This is a genomic window from Inquilinus sp., assembly GCF_057815775.1.
Genome location: NZ_JBYRFX010001059.1, coordinates 1 through 14,460 on the forward strand (window position 1 = coordinate 1; position 14,460 = coordinate 14,460).

The window sequence follows — 14,460 nt, forward strand, 5'->3', positions numbered from 1 at the left end:
CCATGACACCAACATCGCCAGCTTCATGATCGTGGAAGCGGACAGCCGCGAGGCCGTGGTGGAGATGCATGACGGCGACCCGTTCACCAAGGCCGGCGTCTTCGGCGAGGTGCACATCCATCGCTGGGACAAGCATATCGGCTGAACCTGCTGGCCTAGGACCGCTCCAGCAGTGCGTCCCGGGCTGCCGACCAGCTCTCCGGGTCCGGGGCGCAGATCAGGCCGCCGGTCAGGTGGGTCGGGCTGTAGGCGCTGCCGTCGAAATGGGCGCTGTGGCCGCCGGCCTCGCGGTGCAGCAGCCACCCCGCCGCGTGGTCCCAAGGCATCAGCTTGTTGTAAAGCAGCAGGTGGCAATGGCCGGCTGCCGCCATCCGGTACTCATGCGCGGCGCAGCGCAGCCACGAGCTCATCGCCACCTTCGGCAGGTTGCCGTTGACGGTCGACCGCAGCGGTTCGGGCAGGAAGTTGGTGCCGATGATGGCGTCCATCTTCGCCACCGGTACCGCGGCCGCGACGGCCAGGCCGGTCGCTGGGCGTCCCTCTCCCTCGATCCAGGCGCCGTCGCCGCGCAGGGCGAAGGCGGTGTCCCGGCACACCGGGTCGTGGATGGCGCCGCACACGATCTCGCCCCGCACGGTGGCGGCGGCCATCACCCCGAACAGCGGCAGGCCCGAGACGAAGTTCTTGGTGCCGTCGATCGGATCGACGATGAAGGCAAGGTCTGCGGTGGCGATCCGGTCGACCAGCCCGGGGTCGGCGGCCGCCGCCTCCTCACCGACGATCAGGGCGGAGGGAAACCGGGCGCGCAGCGCCGCCGTGATGTCCCGCTCGGCCGCCTCGTCGGCGTCGGTGACGACGTCGAAGGCCGATGATTTCTGCCTGACCTCGCCGTCCCGCAGCCGCCGGAACCGCGGCATGATCTGCTCCCGCCCCGCCCGGGCCAGGATCTCGCCGATCGCCAGGGCGTCTTGGTGGGTGAGGGGCATGGGGATCTGCCTTATGGGAGGGCGGCGTAGGCCGGCGGCCCCTCGTAATCCGGCTTGCCGAGGCCGACGCCGTGATGGCGCAGGATCGCGTAGGCCATGGCGATATGGAAATGGAGATTGGGTAGCACGTAGTGCAGCAGGAACGGCAACCCGGCGAAGCGGCGGGTGCGGCCGCCCAGGGTGACGTCGATCACGCGGTCCTCCGACCCGTCGATCTGCCCCGGCTGAAGCGTATCGAGAGTGGCCAGGACCGCCGCGATGCGGGCTGCCAGGCCGGCGAAATCCTCCGGCGCGGCGGCGAAGCGGTGCTGGATGCCGCGGTTGAACACGGCGAAATCCTCCGCCTCCGGGTCCGGCAGCGTGACGCCGGCCAGCCGCGCCGCCGCACCCCGGGCGCCATCCGCGGCGATCTGGACCTGGCGGGCCAGCGCGAACATGTCTGGCGCCAGCCGAGCCTCCAGCAGGATCGCCGGATCGATGCCCCTGGCGGTGGCATGGGCTTCGGCCTTGGCCAGGATCCCGACGCAGCTGGTCAGCACGCGGGCGAACACCGGCACCGAGGCCTGGTACATCGAGATCGCCACGGTCACCGTGGTCACCGCGGCCGCAGCGCCACGGCGTAGACCAGGCTGTCGGCCTCGGCGCCGCGGAGATGGGGCGCGCGGTCGTCCTCATCCTCGATGATCGCGGTCTCGCCCTCGGTGATGGCCAGATGGCGGCCGATGTCGATCACTGCGGTGCCGCGCAGCACGTGGAACAGCCAGATCGAGGCCGGCTCCAGCATCGCATCGGCATCGTCCAGCGCCACGACGCGGTGGTCGATCTGCAGCGACCGTTCGGCGATGACGTTCAGGTCGCGCACCGGCCCGTCGATCAGCCGGCACGAGGTCTCGGCCTCGCCGTCGAAATCGAAGGGCTGGTGTGGCTGGTCGAGCCGGGTCGTCTGCGGTGCCGTGCCGCCCTCGGTGATCGTCAGCTCCATGCCGGGCCCGGACAGCAGCATGATGGTACGGCTGCAGCCGGGAAAGGCGGAGAACGGGCCTTCCGAGGCGACATCGGCCAGGCTCAGCCGCCAGCGGAACCCGGTCGGGCCGTCGCTCGGCTCGAAGGCGATCTCGGCCGTCGTCCCGCCGCCGTTGCGCCAGGGCATCACTTTGTGCTGGGCGGGCGAAACGATTCGAGCGGGCATGGCCGACGCAACCTCCGGAAATGGGGATGGAACCATAGCATAGGCCGAGCCCCATCCACCCCCGATCGCGTCAATCCCGTGTCGTCATCGGGCGTCGTGGAAGATCACCCCGAGCGTGTGCCGGTGGCCGGAGCGCAGGCGGCTGACCCCGTGCCGCAGATTGACCCGATAGGCGCCCCGGCTGCCCTCGACCGGCCGGTGGTGGACGGCGAAGACCACGGCATCGCCCTGGCGCAACGGCACCACCTCCGGCCGCGATTGCATGCGGGGCCGCTGCTCGGTCAGCACGAATTCGCCGCCGGTGAAGTCGCGGCCCGGCTCGGACAGCAGGATTGCGACCTGCAGCGGGAAGGCCAGGTCGCCGTAGAGATCCTGGTGCAGGCAGTTGTAGTCGTCCGTCCCGTATTGCAGCAGCAGCGGCGTCGGCCGCTTCTGGCCGGCCGCGTGGCACTGCGCCAGAAACGCCTCATGCGCCGCGGGATAGCGGGTGGCGATGCCCAGCCGCCCGTTCCAGCCATTGGCGATCGGCGCCAGGCGCGGATACAGCGCGGTGCGCAGGCCGGCGACCAGGTCGGGCAGGGGATAGGCGAAGTATTTGTACTCCCCGCGGCCGAAGCCGTGCCGGCCCATCACCACCCGGCTGCGGAACGGCCCGTCCTCCGGGTACAGGGCGGCGACATCGCGGCATTCCTCCGGCGTCAGCAGCGCCTCCAGCATCGCCGCGCCATGCTGGTCCAGCTCACCGGCCGTGCGGTCCCAGTCGATCCGGGCGACCCGGTCGGCGGGGGAAGGGCGGGAATCGTCGGAGCGAAGGGCGGTGCGGGGCATCGGTCGGGCCTCCCGGTTGCTGTGATGACGCCAGGGTGGCGCGTCGGGGGCCGGTGGGCACTCCGGCTCTTGCGGTCGAATTCGGGCGGCGTGGCCGGGCCGGCACAGGACCATGGCCGGATTGGGGAGCGTCATCGATCATTCCGCCCCGGAAACGACGCAGGCCGGCCCGCACCATCCGGAGATCCAGGGCCGCCGGCCCGGATATCCAACGGGAGAGTGACGTCATGAAACGCCTGACCGATCGGGGCTTCCGGGTTGCCCGGCGCCTGCTGCTGGGGACGGCCCTCGGCGCCGCGCTGGCGGTGCCGGCCTGGGCGGCACCGGGGCCGGGCCAGGTCCGGCCGCAGGTCGAGGTCACCTTCGTGCTCGACACCACCGGTTCGATGGCCGAGCTGATCGACGGCGCCAAGCGCAAGATCTGGTCGATCGCCACCAGCATCGTCGAGACCAATCCGAACGCCGAGATCCGCATGGCGCTGGTGGTGTATCGCGACCGCGGCGACGACTACGTCACCCGGGTGGTCGACCTGACCACCGACATCCAGGGCCTGTATGGCGACCTGCTGCAGGTGCGGGCGGATGGCGGCGGCGACTGGCCGGAATCGGTGAACGAGGCGCTGCACGCCGGGGTCAACAAGGTGCATTGGAGCGCGGGCGCCGGGGCGAAGAAGATCGTCTTCCTGGTCGGCGACGCGCCGCCGCACATGGATTACGCCAACGCCCCGAAATACCAGGACGTGGTGGCGGCGGCACGGGGCCGCGGCATCATCGTCAACGCGGTGCAGGCGGGCGATGCCGGCGACACCCGGCAGCTGTGGCAGGACATCGCCCAGCGTGGCGCCGGCCGCTACATCCCGATCCCGCAGGATGGCGGGCAGGTGGCGATGATCGCGACGCCGTTCGACGGCGACATCGTCATCCTGCAGCGCCGGATCGACGCCACCGTCATCCCCTACGGCTCGGTTCAGCAGCAAAGCGGCCTGCGCGAGAAGATGGATGTGCGTGCCGCCGCCCCCGCCTCGGTGCAGGCGGAGAATTCCGGCTTCTACAGCAAGCGGGCCGACAGCAGCAGCCAGGTGGTGACCGGCGTCGGCGACCTGCTGGCCGACATCGCCGCCGGCACCAGCACGCTCGACGCGGTGCCGGAGGCGGATCTGCCCGAGGTGCTGCAGGGAAAGAGCGCGGCGGAGCGGCAGGCCTATGTGGCGCAGCAGCAGGCCGACCGCGCGGCCCTGACGGCGCAGATGGCGGGGCTGATCGGCCAGCGTGACGCCTTCATCGCGGCGGAACAGGCGAAGCAGGCCGGCACCACCCCGTCCGACAGCTTCGACCGCGTGGTGGAGGAGACGCTGCGGATGCAGCTGGACTAGGCAGTCCCGGCGGCCGCGCCGGGCACTGAAACCGGCGGATACCGGGGCCCGGCGCGGATTGCACCGCGGGGAGGGTGACGATTCCCCGCTTTGGCCGCGGCCCCGGCTGTGGCATGACTTGAAGCCTGTCCCCCCAGGATCATAGCCGCCGCCATGCAGCCCTTCACCACGCTCACCGCCGTCGCCGCCCCGCTGCCGATCGTCAATGTCGACACCGACATGATCATCCCGAAGCAGTTCCTGAAGACGATCAAGCGGACCGGTCTCGCCGCCGGCCTGTTCTACGAACTGCGCACGGACGAACAGGGCAACCCGAAGGATTTCGTGCTCGACCAGCCGGCCTACAAGAAGGCCCAGATCCTGGTCGCGGGCGACAATTTCGGCTGCGGCTCGTCGCGTGAGCATGCGCCCTGGGCGCTGCTGGATTTCGGCATCCGCTGCGTGCTGGCGACCAGCTTCGCCGACATTTTCTACAACAACTGCTTCAAGAACGGCATCCTGCCGATCGCCCTGCCGCAGGAGCAGATCGAGCTGCTGATGAAGGACGCCGAGAACGGCGCCAACTCGACCATGACGGTCGATCTGGAGAAGCAGGAGATCACCCGGCCGGATGGCGAGGTCGTCCGCTTTGACCTCGACCCGTTCCGCAAGCACTGCCTGATCAACGGCCTCGACGACATCGGCCTGACCCTGCAGCAGGAAACGTCGATCGACAGCTTCGAGGCCAAGCGCAAGACCGCCCAGCCCTGGCTCGCGGCCTGACGCCGGCGGCGATGCGGCTGTACCGCTATCTCACCGGCCCGGATGACGCCAGCTTCTGCCACCGGATCACCGCGGCGCTGAACCAGGGCTGGGACCTGTACCAGGCGCCGACGCTGACCTACGATCCGGAGGCCAAGCGCGTCATCTGCGGCCAGGCCATCGTCAAGGAGGTCGCGGGCGCCGCCTATTCGCCCGACCTCGACCTCTCCCGGCAATGACGCGGCCTCAGGCCGCCTTCTTCTGATCCCGGTCCCGGGGTCCACTCGATATCGTCCTCCAACCCCTGCCAAAGGTCGTTTTCCCATGCCTGCCAACAAGAAGCTCCTCGTCCTCGCCGGTGACGGCATCGGCCCGGAGGTGATGGGCGAGGTCAAGCGCGTCGCCGAGTGGATGGGCAGCCAGCGCGCCGTCGGCTTCGATCTCGACGAGGCACTGGTGGGTGGCTGCTCGATCGACGCCAATGGCGTGCCGGTCACCGACGCGACCATGGAAATCGCGATGGCGGTCGACGCCGTGCTGCTCGGCGCGGTCGGCGGGCCGAAATGGGACGGCGTCGATTTCTCGATCCGGCCGGAAGCCGGTCTCCTGCGCCTGCGCAAGGACATGGAGCTGTTCGCCAATCTGCGCCCGGCGCTGGTCTATCCGGCGCTGGCCGATGCCTCGTCGCTGAAGCGCGAGATCGTCGAGGGCCTCGACATCCTGATCGTGCGCGAGCTGACCGGCGGCGTCTATTTCGGGGAGCCGCGCGGCATCACCGACATCGGCAACGGCGAACGCCGCGGCGTCAACACCCAGGTCTACACCACGTCGGAGATCCGCCGCGTCGCCGCCGTGGCCTTCGAGCTGGCGCGCAAGCGCGGCAACCGGCTGTGCTCGGTCGAGAAGATGAACGTCATGGAATCGGGCCGGCTGTGGCGCGAGGAAGTGACCAAGCTGCACCAGGAGCAGTATTCCGACGTCCAGCTCAGCCACATGCTGGCCGACAACTGCGCCATGCAGCTGGTGCGCAACCCGAAGCAGTTCGACGTCATCGTCACCGACAACCTGTTCGGCGACATGCTGTCGGACGAGGCGGCGATGCTGACCGGGTCCCTGGGCATGCTGCCCTCCGCCTCGCTCGGCGCGCCCGACGCCACTGGCCGCCGCAAGGCGCTGTATGAGCCGGTGCATGGTTCGGCCCCCGACATCGCCGGCCAGGGCAAGGCCAACCCGATCGCCACCCTGCTCAGCTTCGCCATGATGCTGCGCTACAGCTTCGACCTCGGCACCGAGGCCGACCTGATCGAGGGGGCGGTCTCCGACGTGCTCGATCGCGGCATCCGCACCGCCGATATCGCCGGCACCGGTGCCGTCCAGCTGGTGTCGACCGGCGACATGGGCACCGCGATCCTCGAAGCAATGGCGCAGCGCAGCCGCTGACCCCGGCGGCTTTTCAGCCCCTTTTTCAGTAATTGTGCGTTGCAACAAGGCGAGGCCACCCGGCCTCGCCTTTTTGTCTGGCATTTGATCTGTCCCGGAAGTCCCGAATCACGGTCGTTGCGATTCGTGCGCCGGCTCGATCCGGTCCGCTCCCAGCCAATTCTGAATCCGCCCCGGCCGATCCTGTGGAGCGGTTGACGTAGCGTCATCAAGGGGTTTCGGTTACTGCCGGTTTCCGATTCGAAGGAGGTCTTCAACGGTACTTGACGGGTCGTCGTCTTGCGCGTGACGGTAGGATTACAAACGCAATCGCCTGGTAACTGTCCAGACGACGACATGGGGGGATACGCCGAGATGAAGCATGGCATCATCGGGGGCATTTCGCGTCTTGCGCTGGGGATGGCGGGGATCGCCACCGTTGGGCTCTCGGGGGCCGGCACCGCCCAGGCGGCGGGGTTCTTCATCCAGGAACAGAGCGTAACCGGCCTCGGCCGCGCCTTCGCCGGTTCCGCCGCGGCGGCCGACGATGCCAGCACGGTCTTCTACAACCCGGCCGGCATGCCCTTCCTGAGTTCGGGCCAGGTCCAGTTCGGCGCCAACGTCCTGTTCCCGAACTCCAAGATCAAGAATGACGGGTCGACCATCGATTATCCCGGGCTCGCCCCGTTCCTGCCGAACCGGCCGCCGGGGGCCGTCTCCGGCAAGAAGAACAGCGGCAACCCCTATGACCCGACCCCGGTGCCCAGCGGCTATGTCGCGGTGCCGGTGCCGACGACGGACAACCGCCTGTGGGTCGGCTTCGGCTTCACCGCGCCGTTCGGGCTCGAAGGCAAATACAGCGACGACTGGTTCGGCCGCTACGATTCCACCAAGACGTCGCTGCGGGTGTTCGACTTCCAGCCGACCATCGCCTTCCGGCCGACCGAATGGCTGTCCTTCGGCATCGGGCTGAACGTGTCCTACGCCGAGGCGACGCTGGACAGCGAAACGCCCAACCCGTTTGCCGGCGCCATCCCCGGTTTCGCCGATGACGGCAAGCTGAAGGTCAAGGGCGACAGCTGGGCCTTCGGCGTCAACATCGGCGCGATGATCCAGCCGGCCGAAGGCACCCGGATCGGCGTCGATTTCCGGTCGGAGGTCGACCACCGGCTGCAGGGCAAGGCCCAGCTCACCGGCCTCACCTTCCCGCCGATCATCCCCGGCGGTGCGCCCAACTTCAACACCGACGCCTCGGCCAACCTGAACCTGCCGCCGATCGTCTCGGTCGGCATCCGCCAGGTGATCACCCCGCAGCTCACCCTGCTGGGCGGGGTGACCTGGTACGGCTGGTCGTCGTTCAAGGAAATCCGGGTCGAACGCGCCGATGGCGGCGCCGATCTGGTGACGCCGGAACGCTTCCAGGACACGGTGTCCGCGGCGATCGGCGGTGAATATGCCCTGACCCAGGACCTGACCCTGCGCGCCGGCTTCCAATACGACCCGACGCCGACCAAATCCGGCTTCCGGTCCAGCCGCACGCCGGATGGCGACCGCTACTGGCTGTCGGCCGGAGCCAGCTACAACGTGACCGAGAACCTGTCGCTCGACCTCGGCTATTCGCACATCTTCATCGATGCGAAGAAGTTTGACGCCGACCGCGAATTCTACGCCGGCACGCCGCTGCAGACCGACGTGTCGTACAGCGGCAAGACCGACTCCAGCGTCGACATCCTGGCCGTGGGCCTGCGCTACCGCTTCTGATCCTGTCGTCCGTCCCCCCGGACGCCGAGCCCGCCCCGGGAAACCGGAGGCGGGCTTGGTTGTTTTGGCGATTGGGGAAAAGTTGCCTCTCCCGCCTGGCGGGAGAGGTCGGGCTCGCGGAGCGAGACCGGGTGAGGGCTTGCCCTGGCCTCGACGAAGAACCCTCACCCGGAGCCGCTTCGCGTCTCCGACCTCTCCCGCAAGCGGGAGAGGCAACGCGCAATCACCCGAAATAACCCCGCTCTTAAGGTTCGACCTCGGCGCGGCGCAGCTCGCCCTTCAGCCGGCCGGTGACCCACAGCGCGTACATGCGGCAATCGCTGGCCAGCGACCACAGCGGGTGGATGAAGGTCGCCGGGCGATTGTGCTCGATGAAGAAATGGCCGATCCAGGCGAACAGGTAGCCGGCGACCAGCGCCGCCGGCAGCCACCACCAATTGCCGCTGACGATGAGAAGCACGAGGCAGATCAAGGCCAGGCTGGTGCCCAGGAAATGCAGCGCCCAGGTCCGCGCCCGGGCATGCTCGCGCAGGTAATAGAGCCAGAAGGCGGTCCAGCCCCTCACCGTCCGTCCACCGCCGAACGATTGGTGTGGCTGAACAGGCAGCTCTCACGGCTGAGGAATCCTGGACAGCGAGCGGCGATCCCCGGGCCTCCACCTTTGGGCGGCAAGCGCAATCTCATCCGGACTGATTCAACGGGCTGTCCTATGATCGGCCGTCATGCCCGTCCGTCACGCAGCCGTTCCATGGCCGGGCCTGGTGTCGCGGATGTCCGGCAATAGCGCCGAAAGACGGCGTGAAACGCCTCGTTGGGAGAGCTGATCCGATGTGGGCAAGATCGATCTTCCTGAGTGTCGTCGGCATCCCTGCCTTGTTGATCATCTGCATCATCCTTCTGGCTCCACAGCGATCGTTTGCCGCGGGGTCGGATGTTCCGGCATGGCTGAGAGCCTATGTCGGCGAAGGCGAAGGTCAGATCGCCGGCGTGGTCCTGCAGAGGGCACGGGCGCTTTATCTGCAGAAGGTGAGCGAAGGTGCAGTGAGAAACCCCTGCTACCTGGCGATGGATGCGACGCGTCCCGCCAATGCAGGCGACGGAGTTGCGGGGCGTCGCTTCTATGTCATCTGTGAAGCCGAGCGGTCGTTCCGCGCGATTTCGGCGGGTCACGGCAGCGGTCGCGATCTGAAGGGAATTGCGGATTTCGCGAACGGCAGACAATGCGCCAGCAACTTCGGCAATGCCCTGGATTCGGAGCTGACGACCGGCGGAGCCTATGTGACGGCCGAGACGAATGAGACCTTCAAGGGCTATTACCGCGTCTCGCCGGGCCATGACGAGCTCCTGGTCCGCTCCTTCGTCCAGTTCGACGGCGAAGGCGAGACCGCAAACGCCAGGCAGCGCCTCATCGGCGGGCATGCGGCCCAGGTGTTGCGGGGGATGTGCATGCGGAGAAATCCAGGCAGCCCCTATGCGGACCAGGACGGCTACGTCCCCGTCGGAGACCTGGTGGATTACACCGCCGGCCGCAGCAACGGCTGCACCAGTTGGTCCCCGTCGGACGCCCGGCAGATCGTCGCAATACTGAGCGACAATCCGACCACCCTCTATATCTATCCCGAATCGCGCGACATCGACGCCGTCGCCCGGGCGGTGGCGACCGGCCGTCCGCTGTCGCAAGCCGGACTTTACTGGAACGCCTCCTGCCTGAAGCAGATCGGCTCTCCGAAATTCTGGCCGAGAGCAGTCCTCGAACCGATCATCGCCCGATACCAGGACGATCATCCGGCCCCCCCGCCGCGGTCGCTCCCGATCTGCCCGGAGCCGTGACGGCTGACCGGGGATCGGTCTCTAAGAGACCGTTTGGAAATGCGCTGGCGTGAGTCGGCTGGTGGTGGTTTCGAGAACCGGCGCGCAGCGGACGTTTGGGTCCGTGAGCACCGGAAGCGGAGGAACCGCCATCAGACGGCCGCGTCAGTAGCATTACCAGACGGTCTCTAAGGCTCCACCCCGGCGCGGCGCAGCTCGCCCTTCAGCCGGCCGGTGACCCACAGCGCGTACATGCGGACATCGCTGGCCAGCGACCACAACGGGTGGATGAAGGTTGCCGGCCGGTTGTGTTCGACGAAGAAATGGCCGATCCAGGCGAACAGATAGCCGGCGACCAGCGCCGCCGGCAGCCACCACCAATTGCCGCTGACAACAAGCAGCACGAGGCAGATCAAGGCCAGGCTGGTGCCCAGGAAATGCAGCGCCCGGGTCCGGGCCCGGGCATGTTCGCGCAGGTAATAGGGCCAGAAGGCGGAATAGCTCGGCAGCTTCTCGGCCATCGCGGGTCCTCCCGTGCAGCTCAAGGGTTGCAGGACGCCCGGACCGGCCCATTTATAGGCCGATCTCGGAAATCCTGTTTGGTCCAGCGGCCAGCCGTCCCTTGACGGCATGATCGGCACGCACGAATCGCATGGCTGTGCCGTTGCGTGCAGGCCGGCAACCATTCTACCGAGTGCATCCGTAACAGCAAATCGAACGAGCCGGATTAAAGACATGGGCTATCGGGTCGCGGTCATCGGAGCCACCGGCAATGTCGGTCGCGAGATGCTTTCCATCCTCGCCGAGCGGGAATTCCCGGTCGATCAGGTCATCGCACTGGCGTCGGAGCGGTCGGTCGGCCGCGAGGTGTCCTTCGGCGAAGACGACATCCTGAAGATCCAGGAACTCGCCAACTTCGACTTCAAGGGCATCGACATCGTGCTGTCCTCGCCGGGCGGCAAGGTCTCCGCGGCGCACAGCCCGCGCGCGGCCAAGGCCGGGGCGGTGGTGATCGACAACACCTCGCATTTCCGGATGGACCCGGACGTGCCGCTGGTGGTGCCGGAGGTCAACCCGCAGGCGATCGCCGGCTTCAACCGCAAGGGCATCATCGCCAACCCGAACTGCTCGACCATCCAGATGGTGGTGGCGCTGAAGCCGCTGCACGATCTCGCCAAGATCCGCCGCGTCGTGGTTTCGACCTACCAGTCGGTTTCCGGCGGCGGCAAGGAGGCGATGGACGAGCTCTTCAACCAGACCCGCGCCGTCTACGTGAACGATCCGATCGTGAAGGAGAAGTTCACCAAGCAGATCGCCTTCAACGTCATCCCGCACATCGACAGCTTCATGGATGACGGGTCGACGAAGGAAGAGTGGAAGATGGTGGTCGAGACCAAGAAGATCCTCGACCCCTCGATCAAGGTCATCGCCCATTGCGTCCGGGTGCCGGTCTTCATCGGCCATGCCGAGATGGTGAACATCGAGTTCGAGCGGCCGATCTCCGCCGCCGAGGCGCGGGCCGCGCTGAAGCGCGCGCCGGGCATTGCCGTGGTCGATCACCGGCATGACGAGGGCTATGTCACCCCGGTCGAGATCGCCGGCGAGGACAACGTCTATGTCAGCCGCATCCGCGAGGATTCGACCATCGAGAACGGCCTGTCGATGTGGGTCGCCGCCGACAATCTGCGCAAGGGCGCGGCCCTGAACGCGGTGCAGATCGCCGAATTGCTGGTCAAGGGCGGCCACCTGCGCAAGGCGGCCTGATCGTCCAATGCCTCCTGCGTGCCGCGGCGCGCAGGAGGCAGGCCTGCACGGCAGCCTCACCGGATTGTATATAGACAATTTTATCTAATTTATTTAGATCGCCCTCATGCACCGCTGGCTTCCCCATCGCCCGGCATGAGCCGCCTGACCGCCCATGAGATCGAACGATCGGCCCAGATCCTGCTGCGCCGCCATGGTCCGGCCGCGCCGGATGAGGCGCGACGGCAGGCGGACACCTGCGCGCCGGGCGACCAGCAGCATTGGGTCGCCACCTGGCTGCTGATCGCCGAGATGTGCGAAGAGATGCTCGCCGCCTGACGTTGGAACGATGCCGGTTCAGGTTTCGGGCAGGGTGAAGACCGGGCAGGGCACGGCAATGCCGCGCAGCGCGTGTTCGCCCAGATCCAGCAGCGGCATTGTCGCCTCGGCCGCCACTGCGCCGGACACCAGGACGGCCCGGCCAAGCGGGCGGCACAGCCCTTCCAGCCGGCTGACCAGGTTGACGGCGGGCCCGATCGCAGTGAAGTCCAGCCGGTCGGCGGCGCCGATATTGCCCCACAGCATCTCACCCCGATGCACCGCCACGCCGAAGGGCAGGGCCGGCAGGCCCTGGGCGAGCCGCGCCGCGTCGAGATGCGCCATGCCGGCGCGGGCGGCGGTGACGGCGCGCAAAGCGGCGTCGCAGGCCGGTGCCGGCGCCCCGCTGACCGGGAAGATCGCCAGCACGCCGTCGCCGATGAATTTTAGCACCACGCCGCCGAAGGCATGCACCGCACCGGCGATGCGGACGAACCAGGCATCCAGGGCGGCGATCACCGTGGCCGGCGGCGTGCTCTCGGATAGGGCGGTGAAGCCGCGCAGATCGGCGTAGAGCAGCACCGCCTCGATGGTCTCGCCGCCGCCGCGGCGCAGCGGTCCGGCCAGGACGCGGGCAGCACTGCGCCGGCCGAGATAGGCCTCCAGCAGCGCCGTCAGCGTCGCCCGCGCCGCCAGGGCGGCCAGCGGGGCCGCTGCGAACCGTGCGGCTTGGCGCAGTTGTGCGACCTCGGCGGGATCAAGCGGGCGGGTGCCGACCCAGCCCAGCAGCGGCGCGTCGGTTCCGGTGCCGGCAGCATCCTCCTGGATCGGGCCGGGGCTCAGACCTGCCAGCCAGTCCCGACCGGCGGCGCCCCCGCTCGAAGGGGTGGCGACGCCGATCGCGGCAAAGCCCAGCGCCTCCATCACCGCGCCGGTCTCCGCCCGCCACAGCCAGGTGCGGCGGGCGATGATCGGGTCCGGCACCGCCAGGGTCAGGGCGGCACCGGCCAGGGGCACGCCGTCGGCGACGAGGCGGGTGCCGAGGCCGGCCAGGAACCGGTCCGGGCCGGCCAGGCCGGCGGCCTCGTCGACCAGCCAGGCGAGGGTGGAGGGCAACTGCATCGGCCGATCATGCGGCCGGGCGGCCGGGCCTGTCATCCGCGCTGCGACCGCCATGGAACATTCATGGGTGCCGCCGTATTCTCGGTCCGGACAGATCCCGGTCACCGCCGGGGGGCTGCGGGGGAAGCGACCGAGATGACCGACCCGACCGTGTTCCGGCGCGAGATCCGGATCCAGGCGCCGCCCGCGACCGTCTTCGCCTTCCTGACCGACCCGCGGAAGATCGTGCGCTGGATGGGCGTCGCCGCGACGCTGGACCCGCAGCCCGGTGGCCTGTACCTGCTCGACGTCAACGGCAACGACGTGGCGCGCGGCAGCTTCCGCGAGGTGGTGCCGGTGCATCGCCTGGTCTACGATTTCGGCTGGGACGGCAATGCCGAAGTGCCGCCGGGGTCGAGCCTGGTCGAAATCGACCTGATCGAACAGCCTGACGGCACGCTGATGCGCATGACCCATAGCGGCCTGCCGCCGGCGGCGCTGCCCGACCATGAGAAGGGCTGGACCCATTTCCTCGATCGCCTGGCCGACGTGCTGGCCGGCCCCGACTCATCCCCCGATTCATCGCTGTGACGCCATCAGGGAGGACATGATGCCAGAAGACCTCGTCGTCCGGCGCGAGACCCGCATCGCGGCGCCGCCGGCCGCCGTTTTCGCCCTGCTGACCGACCCCGACAAGATCCTGCGCTGGATGGGCACCGAGGCGGAGCTCGAGCCGCAGCCCGGCGGGATCTACCTCGTCAACGTCACAGGCGCGCATGTCGCGCGCGGCAGCTTTCGCGAGGTGGTGCCGGTGCATCGCCTGGCCTACAGCTTCGGCTGGGACGGCAGCGAGGCGGTGCCGCCGGGGTCAAGCCTGGTCGAGATCGACCTGATCGAGCAGCCGGACGGTACGCTGGTGCGGATGACCCACAGCGGCCTGCCCGACGCGAAGCAATGTGCCGGCCACGCCGAAGGCTGGGCCCATTATTTCGACCGGCTGGCCGAGGTCGGGGCCGGCCGTGACCCGGGCCCGGATCCGTGGTTGGGAAAGACCGGCAGCGACTGATCAGTCCTCGCCGTCGCGGACCAGCCGCGCTTCGCCGGCCTTGTTGATGTATTGCGCGGCGACCAGCCAGCCCTTCAGCGGCCGCAGCAGCCCCAGGCAGCCGAAGATCAGCATCGGCGCGGTGGT

At 68.3% G+C, this 14,460-nt stretch carries 19 protein-coding genes; 11 read left to right on the forward strand and 8 right to left on the reverse strand.

What is annotated here, in order from left to right:
• Positions 1-25: 25 nt before the first annotated feature.
• The gene (locus AC3XYG_RS37760; protein ID WP_489145064.1) at positions 26-145 is read left to right on the forward strand and encodes a YciI family protein; all 120 of its coding nucleotides are present in this window, start codon (positions 26-28) and stop codon (positions 143-145) included.
• Between the two features lie 10 nt (positions 146-155).
• Here AC3XYG_RS37760 and AC3XYG_RS37765 read toward each other — a convergent pair whose 3' ends face one another.
• The 4 genes from AC3XYG_RS37765 to AC3XYG_RS37780 all read right to left on the reverse strand — a co-directional run bounded on the left by AC3XYG_RS37765 (position 156) and on the right by AC3XYG_RS37780 (position 3,003).
• A complete protein-coding gene (locus AC3XYG_RS37765) occupies positions 156-986 on the reverse strand; it encodes an inositol monophosphatase family protein (RefSeq protein WP_489145047.1) in 831 nt (276 codons plus the stop codon).
• An 11-nt stretch (positions 987-997) separates the two neighbouring features.
• On the reverse strand, positions 998-1,585 hold the full coding sequence (locus AC3XYG_RS37770) for a DUF1993 domain-containing protein (RefSeq protein WP_489145048.1): 588 nt from the start codon (positions 1,583-1,585) through the stop codon (positions 998-1,000).
• Positions 1,582-2,175 (reverse strand): HutD/Ves family protein, encoded by a 594-nt coding sequence (locus AC3XYG_RS37775; protein ID WP_489145049.1) that lies wholly within the window; start codon positions 2,173-2,175, stop codon positions 1,582-1,584. Before AC3XYG_RS37775 ends, AC3XYG_RS37770 begins: the two co-directional genes overlap by 4 nt.
• An 84-nt stretch (positions 2,176-2,259) precedes the next feature.
• The gene (locus AC3XYG_RS37780; RefSeq protein WP_489145050.1) at positions 2,260-3,003 is read right to left on the reverse strand and encodes a 2OG-Fe(II) oxygenase; all 744 of its coding nucleotides are present in this window, start codon (positions 3,001-3,003) and stop codon (positions 2,260-2,262) included.
• A 227-nt stretch (positions 3,004-3,230) separates the two neighbouring features.
• Here AC3XYG_RS37780 and AC3XYG_RS37785 point away from each other — a divergent pair, with 227 nt between their 5' ends.
• The 5 genes from AC3XYG_RS37785 to AC3XYG_RS37805 all read left to right on the forward strand — a co-directional run bounded on the left by AC3XYG_RS37785 (position 3,231) and on the right by AC3XYG_RS37805 (position 8,297).
• Positions 3,231-4,376: a vWA domain-containing protein gene (locus AC3XYG_RS37785; RefSeq protein ID WP_489145051.1), complete on the forward strand. Its 1,146-nt coding sequence runs from the start codon at positions 3,231-3,233 to the stop codon at positions 4,374-4,376.
• Positions 4,377-4,529: 153 nt separating this feature from the next.
• Positions 4,530-5,138: a 3-isopropylmalate dehydratase small subunit gene (leuD, locus tag AC3XYG_RS37790; protein WP_489145052.1), complete on the forward strand. Its 609-nt coding sequence runs from the start codon at positions 4,530-4,532 to the stop codon at positions 5,136-5,138.
• A gap of 11 nt (positions 5,139-5,149) precedes the next feature.
• Positions 5,150-5,356, forward strand: a complete 207-nt coding sequence (locus AC3XYG_RS37795; protein ID WP_489145053.1) for a DUF1737 domain-containing protein — start codon at positions 5,150-5,152, stop codon at positions 5,354-5,356.
• A gap of 85 nt (positions 5,357-5,441) precedes the next feature.
• Complete coding sequence (leuB, locus tag AC3XYG_RS37800) at positions 5,442-6,557, forward strand: 3-isopropylmalate dehydrogenase (protein ID WP_489145054.1); 1,116 nt, start codon at positions 5,442-5,444, stop codon at positions 6,555-6,557.
• Positions 6,558-6,911: 354 nt separating this feature from the next.
• Positions 6,912-8,297 (forward strand): OmpP1/FadL family transporter, encoded by a 1,386-nt coding sequence (locus AC3XYG_RS37805; RefSeq protein WP_489145055.1) that lies wholly within the window; start codon positions 6,912-6,914, stop codon positions 8,295-8,297.
• 244 nt (positions 8,298-8,541) lie between these two features.
• On the opposite strand, the gene AC3XYG_RS37810 is transcribed toward AC3XYG_RS37805, so the two are convergent.
• A complete protein-coding gene (locus tag AC3XYG_RS37810) occupies positions 8,542-8,862 on the reverse strand; it encodes an Mpo1-like protein (RefSeq protein WP_489145056.1) in 321 nt (106 codons plus the stop codon).
• Between the two features lie 263 nt (positions 8,863-9,125).
• Between AC3XYG_RS37810 and AC3XYG_RS37815 the strand changes: the two genes are divergently transcribed.
• A complete protein-coding gene (locus tag AC3XYG_RS37815) occupies positions 9,126-10,127 on the forward strand; it encodes a hypothetical protein (protein WP_489145057.1) in 1,002 nt (333 codons plus the stop codon).
• 167 nt (positions 10,128-10,294) lie between these two features.
• On the opposite strand, the gene AC3XYG_RS37820 is transcribed toward AC3XYG_RS37815, so the two are convergent.
• Positions 10,295-10,627 carry an Mpo1-like protein gene (locus tag AC3XYG_RS37820; RefSeq protein ID WP_489145058.1) on the reverse strand — a complete coding sequence of 111 codons (333 nt, stop codon included), beginning with the start codon at positions 10,625-10,627 and terminating at the stop codon, positions 10,295-10,297.
• A 214-nt stretch (positions 10,628-10,841) separates the two neighbouring features.
• On the opposite strand from AC3XYG_RS37820, the gene AC3XYG_RS37825 reads away from it, so the two are divergent.
• Together AC3XYG_RS37825 and AC3XYG_RS37830 are read left to right on the forward strand one after the other, a co-directional pair.
• On the forward strand, positions 10,842-11,870 hold the full coding sequence (locus tag AC3XYG_RS37825) for an aspartate-semialdehyde dehydrogenase (RefSeq protein ID WP_489145059.1): 1,029 nt from the start codon (positions 10,842-10,844) through the stop codon (positions 11,868-11,870).
• A 135-nt stretch (positions 11,871-12,005) separates the two neighbouring features.
• A complete protein-coding gene (locus AC3XYG_RS37830; protein ID WP_489145060.1) occupies positions 12,006-12,188 on the forward strand; it encodes a hypothetical protein in 183 nt (60 codons plus the stop codon).
• Between the two features lie 18 nt (positions 12,189-12,206).
• Here the strand turns inward: AC3XYG_RS37830 and AC3XYG_RS37835 are convergent, their stop codons facing one another.
• Positions 12,207-13,289, reverse strand: a complete 1,083-nt coding sequence (locus AC3XYG_RS37835; RefSeq protein ID WP_489145061.1) for an adenylate/guanylate cyclase domain-containing protein — start codon at positions 13,287-13,289, stop codon at positions 12,207-12,209.
• Positions 13,290-13,424: 135 nt separating this feature from the next.
• Here AC3XYG_RS37835 and AC3XYG_RS37840 point away from each other — a divergent pair, with 135 nt between their 5' ends.
• Complete coding sequence (locus AC3XYG_RS37840; protein ID WP_489145062.1) at positions 13,425-13,859, forward strand: SRPBCC family protein; 435 nt, start codon at positions 13,425-13,427, stop codon at positions 13,857-13,859.
• Between the two features lie 16 nt (positions 13,860-13,875).
• Positions 13,876-14,334 (forward strand): SRPBCC family protein, encoded by a 459-nt coding sequence (locus AC3XYG_RS37845; RefSeq protein WP_489145063.1) that lies wholly within the window; start codon positions 13,876-13,878, stop codon positions 14,332-14,334.
• Here AC3XYG_RS37845 and AC3XYG_RS37850 read toward each other — a convergent pair whose 3' ends face one another.
• Positions 14,335-14,448, reverse strand: coding sequence for a hypothetical protein (locus tag AC3XYG_RS37850; RefSeq protein ID WP_489145065.1), 114 nt, complete (start codon positions 14,446-14,448; stop codon positions 14,335-14,337).
• Between the last annotated feature and the right edge of the window lie 12 nt (positions 14,449-14,460).